This is a genomic window from uncultured Adlercreutzia sp. (genome assembly GCA_910585575.1).
GTDB lineage: Bacteria > Actinomycetota > Coriobacteriia > Coriobacteriales > Eggerthellaceae > Adlercreutzia.
On the sequence record CAJUFS010000113.1, the window covers coordinates 1 to 4,747 of the forward strand.

Below are 4,747 nucleotides of genomic sequence, written 5' to 3' on the forward strand. Positions count from 1 at the left end.
CCTCGTCGAGCTCGGTCACCTCGAGCAGCACCACTTCGCCGGAAGACGTGGCCGGATGGTCCTCGTCAACCGGGAAGAAGAAGCCGTAGGAGCGGTCGCCCTTCAGCACCAGGCCGAGGAACTCCAAATCGACCGTGTCGCCCTTCTCGTCGGCGAACGTGAGGGTGATGCCCTCCTCGGTGGGCGGGCAGAAATTCGGGGCAGATCCTTCGCGTACCATTTACTGGGCCCTTCCGTGCTTGTGCTTCTTCTTTTTGTTGCTGGAGGCCTTGGCGCCGGCCGCATGGGCGCCCGCGGTGGCCTCGCCGGTGCCGGCAGCAGTGGCGGCCTCGGCGGCCTGGGCGGCGCGGGCGTCGGCCTCAAGGCGCGCCAGCGGCACCTGGGCGATGCCGGTAGAGGCGGAGTGGTCGAACTCGAAGCGCCCGATTTCCGTGCCGTACTTCTTCTGCAGCTTCGCGAACTTCGGCTCGCGGGTCTTCCACAGGCAGTAGAGCGGGCAGGCAATGGCGATGGACGAGTAGGAGCCGGCGATAAGGCCGATGGCCATGGCGAACGCGAAGTCCTTCAGCGTCTCGCCGCCGAACAGCAGCATGGCGAACACCGGGATGAACGAGGTGAGCGTCGTGTTGATGGTGCGGATGAACACCTGGTTCATGGAGTGGTTGGCCATAGTCATGAAGGTGCAGCGGATGTCCTCGCCCTTCATGTTGTCGTTGATGCGGTGGAACACGACGACCGTGTCGTAGAGCGAGTAGCCCAAGATGGTAAGCAGGGCGGCGATGGTGTTCGGGTTCACCTCGCGACCCACCAGGGCGTAGATGCCCACCACCAGAATGAGGTCGTGGAGCAGGGCCACAATGGCCATGACACCCATCTTGTACTCGAAGCGGATGGCGATGTAGACGATGATGAGCAGGATAGACACCAAGAACGCGATGAGCGAGCTTTGGATGACGCTGGCGCCCCAGTCCGGACCGATGGTAGTTACCTCGAAGTCGGAGGTGGTCATACCCAGGGCGTCGGCCACCTGGTTGGCGCGGGCCGTGGCATCTTCGGCCGAGGTGGTGGTGGTACGCACGAGGAAGCCGGGCTCGCCGTTAGTTTCCGTGGTCTGGATGACTGCGTCGGGCTCGCCGGCGCCATCGAAGGCCGTGCGCATCTGCTCGGTGGTGATGTCACCGGTGCCGTGGAACGCCACCGAGGTGCCACCCACGAACTCGATGCCGAAGTTCAGGCCGCGCACGCCCACCACGACCAGGCACAGCACCATGGCCACAGCAGCCACCGTGAGGAACACCTTGCGGAAGCCGAGGAAGTTGATGTCGTGCTTGATGAAGCGACCCTTGATCTTGCGCACGGCCGCCACGGTCTTGGAGGCGTCGGCCGGATCGTCGGCCTCTACAATATCGCGCGTTTCGGCGGCGTTCATCTGGGCGCCCGTCTCGGCCTCAGCCTCGGGCACGCCCTCGATGGCCGCCAGCTCGGCGTAGCCCTTCGAGGCCTCGATGGAGTCTTTGATGCCCCAGAAGCCAGGGTGCTTCGCGATAACCTTCGGAGCCAACAGGCGAATGAGCGGCGCCTTGAAGATGAGCATCATGACGATGTCGCAGATAATGCCCAGGGCCAGGGTCATGCCGAAGCCCTTGACCGACGAGGCAGCCAGGAAGAACAGGCAGAGCGCCGACACCATGGTAACCAGGTCGGCGTCGATGGAGGTGAAGATGGCGTGGCGCACACCGGTGATGGACGCGGCCTTCACCGAGCGGCCCATGCGAATTTCCTCGCGGAAGCGCTCGACGGTCAGAATGGACGAGTCGGCCGCCATACCGATGGTCAGCACGATGCCAGCAATGCCGGCCAGCGACAGGCTGAACAGGTGGAAGGCGGACAGCGCCGCAAGGATGCCCAGGTACAGCACGGCGAACACAGCCATGGCCGCGGCGGTGATAAGACCCAGGCCCTTATAGAAGAACAGCAGGTACAGCATAACGAGCGCCAGGCCGATGAGGGCCACGATGACGCCGGAAACCAGGGCGTCCTGGCCCAGGGTGGGGCCGACGACCTGGGACTGAGCGTACTCGAAAGACACGGGCAGCGAGCCAGACTCCAGGATGGTCTGCAGGTTCTTCGCTTCGTCGAGCGTGTAGTTGCCGGTGATGGACACCTCACCGTTGGGGATTTCGGACTGGACGGCCGGGGCCGACTGCACCTCGCCGTCGAGGATGATGACAATTTGGCCATGGTCGGCCACCAGGTCGCGAGAGGCCTCGGCGAAGGCCTTGGTGCCCTGGGCGTTCAGGCTGATGTTCACGGCGTAGTCGGTGCCGGTCTCGGAAGCCTTGCCCACGGTGACGTTCGTGATGTCGGCACCCGTGACGATGGGTGTATAGGTGCCGGGCTCCACCTCCAGGTTCTGGGTCTTGCCCGAGGGGAAGGAGTTGCCGAAGCTGTCGGACACGGTGCCCTCGCCAGCGTACTGGCCACTCTCGATGGCGCTCTTCACCTCTTCGTCGGTGAAGGAGTCGAGACGGGCGAACTCGAGCGAACCGGTGCGGCCGATGGTAGCCAGGGCCTCCTCCGTGTCGGCCAGGCCGGGAATCTGCACGAGGATCTGGTCGGAGCCCTGCTCCTGCACCGTGGCCTCGGAAGCGCCCAGGGCGTTCACGCGGCTCTCGATGATGGCGCGGGACTTCTCCATGTCCTCGGGCGTGACCGGCTCGCCGTCGGTCGACTTCGCCGTCAGCACCACCGACAGACCGCCCTGGATGTCCAGGCCCTGATTGATCTTCTCATTGGGCGGGGTGAACAGCACCACCGATACAACAATGAGGATGGTAGTGAGGATGAGCAGCCACACATTGCGGCGGTCGGCCGTGCGCGCGGGCTTCTTCTTGACGGTACGCTCCAGTGCCATGGGATGCATGCTCCTTGATGGTTCGTTCTTCTCTCAATTCCCAATTAATACTCAGGTAAGAGTATAAGCTCCTGACCAGAGTCTAACTTGCCCATTGTGACACAAAATAACCAAAGGTCAACAAGGGTTTGTGAAAACGACGGCTTCCGCGACACCCCAGCGTCCCCGTCGCGAGGCGGAGGTTCCAAAATCGCGCTGTTTGGTTCCCTAGGCACAGCCTTTGCCCCGCCTGGCCGCCAGAATGGCAGCGTTTGGTCCCCCGGGTGGGTTTTCGCAAGGTCCAGGTTCCAGAATCGGGCTGTTTGGTTCCCTGGGCGCTGCCAAGAACAAGGTGTTTGGTTCCCGCCCTCGACATAACCCCAGGTCAGATTTCCGCTGACCCAAGGATGGGAATACCAAACCCATCGATTTTGGAACCTACCACATGAGATTTTGCCAGTAGCCAGAATTCCTCTGCGATGCTCCTTAAGCTAGCAAGCCTCTCAGCCCTCGGTGCCCCCAAGCTCGCTGGGCTCCGCAGGCTGCCAGCTGCCTAGTGCAGAAACATGGCGTCGCCGAAGGAGAGGAGGCGGTAACGCTCGTCGATGGCGTGCTGGTAGGCGCCCATGATGTTCTCGCGGCTGGAGAAAGCGCTGACGAGCATCATGAGCGTGGACTTCGGCACATGGAAGTTCGTGATGAGGGCATCTACCACATGGAACTGGTAACCCGGCAGGATGTACAGGCTCGTGGCCTCGCGATCGCGCGCCACTAGGGCGCCCTCGCCCACGGCCCTATCGTCGCTAGCCTCACCCGACGCAGCTGCGGCCCCGTCTGCAGCCTCAGCGCCAACGCCCGTGCTCGGCCCAGCGCTAGTGCCCGGACCTGCGTCCGTCGTAGAGGCCTTCGCCGCACCCTCCGCGCCGGCGGTCGCGCCCTCCCCCGCGGCGCCGGCATTCGGATCCCAGGCGCTTTCCAGGCTGCGCACGCTGGTGGTGCCCACGGCGATAACGCGCTTGCCCGCGGCATGAGCGGCGTTCACTGCATCCACCGTGGCCTGGGGCACCGTGTAGAACTCCGTATGGATAACGTGGTCAGCAGGGTTCTCCTCGTCCACTACGCGGAAGGTGTCGAGGCCTACTTCCAGCTCCACCGTGGCCCAACCGATGCCCGCCTCGCGCAAGCGCTCGATGAGCTGGGGCGTGAAGTGCAGCCCCGCTGTGGGGGCGGCCGCCGAGCTTTCCCGGCGCGAGTACACTGTCTGGTACAGCTCCTCGTCGCCGGCGTAGTCTTTAATGTAGGGCGGCAACGGCGTGTGACCCACGGCGTGGAGCGCCTCGTCCAGCGACGGCAGCGGCGTGGTCAGCTTCGCCACACGCTCGCCCTTTTGCGCGCCCTTCGCCCAGTCGATGATCTCGGCCGACAGCACTACCTCGTCCTCGGCGTTGGTGAAGTCCACCACCGCTCCCCCGCCGGGCTTCAAGCGCTTGCCGGGGCGCACGAGCACCTCCCAGAACGCCACGCGGTTCGTGCGCGGCTCGGGACCGCCGCACTCGCGCAGCAGGAACACCTCTGCCGCCCCGCCCGTGCCGCGCTTGGCGCCCAAAAGGCGCGCCGGCATGACGCGGGTCTCATTGGCCACCAGCAAATCGCCTGGCTCCAAGTACTCGATAATGTCGCGGAAGATGCGATCCTCCACTTCCCCGCTTTGACGGTCCATCACCAGCAAACGGCACTCGTCGCGCACCGCCGCCGGCTCCTGGGCGATAAGCTCCTCGGGCAAGTTGTAATCGAAATCATCCGTTCTCATGGAATCGCTCCTTAGCATTTTCGTTCGGCGGTATACTACCACGA

The 4,747-nt window shown here is 64.0% G+C and carries 3 protein-coding genes; all 3 read right to left on the reverse strand.

Annotated features, from left to right (window positions below; genetic code table 11):
* The coding region (locus QZ307_RS10740; protein ID WP_295999699.1) for a DUF1292 domain-containing protein at positions 1–220 on the reverse strand (220 nt) is incomplete at its 3' end.
* Positions 221–2,914 carry a protein translocase subunit SecD gene (gene secD, locus QZ307_RS10745; RefSeq protein ID WP_295999700.1) on the reverse strand — a complete coding sequence of 898 codons (2,694 nt, stop codon included), beginning with the start codon at positions 2,912–2,914 and terminating at the stop codon, positions 221–223.
* Between the two features lie 532 nt (positions 2,915–3,446).
* Positions 3,447–4,703 (reverse strand): S-adenosylmethionine:tRNA ribosyltransferase-isomerase, encoded by a 1,257-nt coding sequence (locus QZ307_RS10750; RefSeq protein WP_295999702.1) that lies wholly within the window; start codon positions 4,701–4,703, stop codon positions 3,447–3,449.
* Positions 4,704–4,747 lie beyond the last annotated feature (44 nt).